Origin of the sequence: Psychrobacter sp. AOP7-A1-24, assembly GCF_052376235.1 — a bacterium.
Classification (GTDB): Bacteria; Pseudomonadota; Gammaproteobacteria; order Pseudomonadales; family Moraxellaceae; genus Psychrobacter.
On sequence record NZ_JBQSVM010000108.1, the window covers coordinates 1 to 797 of the forward strand.

The 797-nt window shown below is 36.4% G+C and carries 1 protein-coding gene; it reads right to left on the minus strand.

All coding sequences use genetic code 11. The features are described from left to right. Positions 1-28 precede the first annotated feature (28 nt). Positions 29-797: helix-turn-helix transcriptional regulator (locus tag ACT3QQ_RS13930; RefSeq protein ID WP_444528431.1), on the minus strand; the 769-nt coding region annotated here is incomplete at its 5' end.

Genomic DNA, 797 nt, shown 5'->3' on the forward strand with positions numbered 1-797 from the left:
ATACAATGATGCTTTTAAGTTTTGTGAGTTAGCAGGGAGCACTGCTCGTTATGTCACAAGTCTTAGATAAAAATATTTGGAGAGGGTCCTTATTAGGGTATATTTCTATATAGGGAATAGACTCAAGCACCAGTGAAAACAGTTCAGCTTGAGAGGAAATATTTAGCTTGGCATAAGCATTTTTACGATGCATCTTGACCGTATCGAAAGAGATATCTAACTGTTTCGAGATGGTTTTTGAAGAGTGACCAAGCAATATATATTGAATCATATCTTGCTCACGCAATGTCAAAATAGATGTACCAAAATTCTTAATACCAGCTTGGAGTTGATTATGAAGTTTGACTTGTCTTTTACTACCTACTATTTGATGCTTGATGAAGTGCTTATTCAACGCGTTCAGGATAATAGAGGATAGGGAACGCAAAGACATTAATTCTTGGGTACTAAAACCACGATCGTCTTGTACCCTTGCGACCGAAAGACTAATTCTTAAGTCTTTATGGATATGAGCTATAAAGCAGACTTCATCTTTGCATTGCGTCATTGAGTAGTATAATTGGTAATACTCAGAAGTCAGAAACCCTTCAGGAACTAAGTCTAGCAGGTGATACGCCCCTTGAGGGGAGTCATCAAAGCACTTGATATAAAATGGATCAAGTAAATAAGCACCTGAAATCCAGTCACTAGTATTTATTTTACGAATAGACTCAGGGTAATTATCAAACAAACATTGAGGTTGTTGGTTTCTAGGTACAGAAAAAACGATAACAGATGCATCTGGTATGAAAAAATTT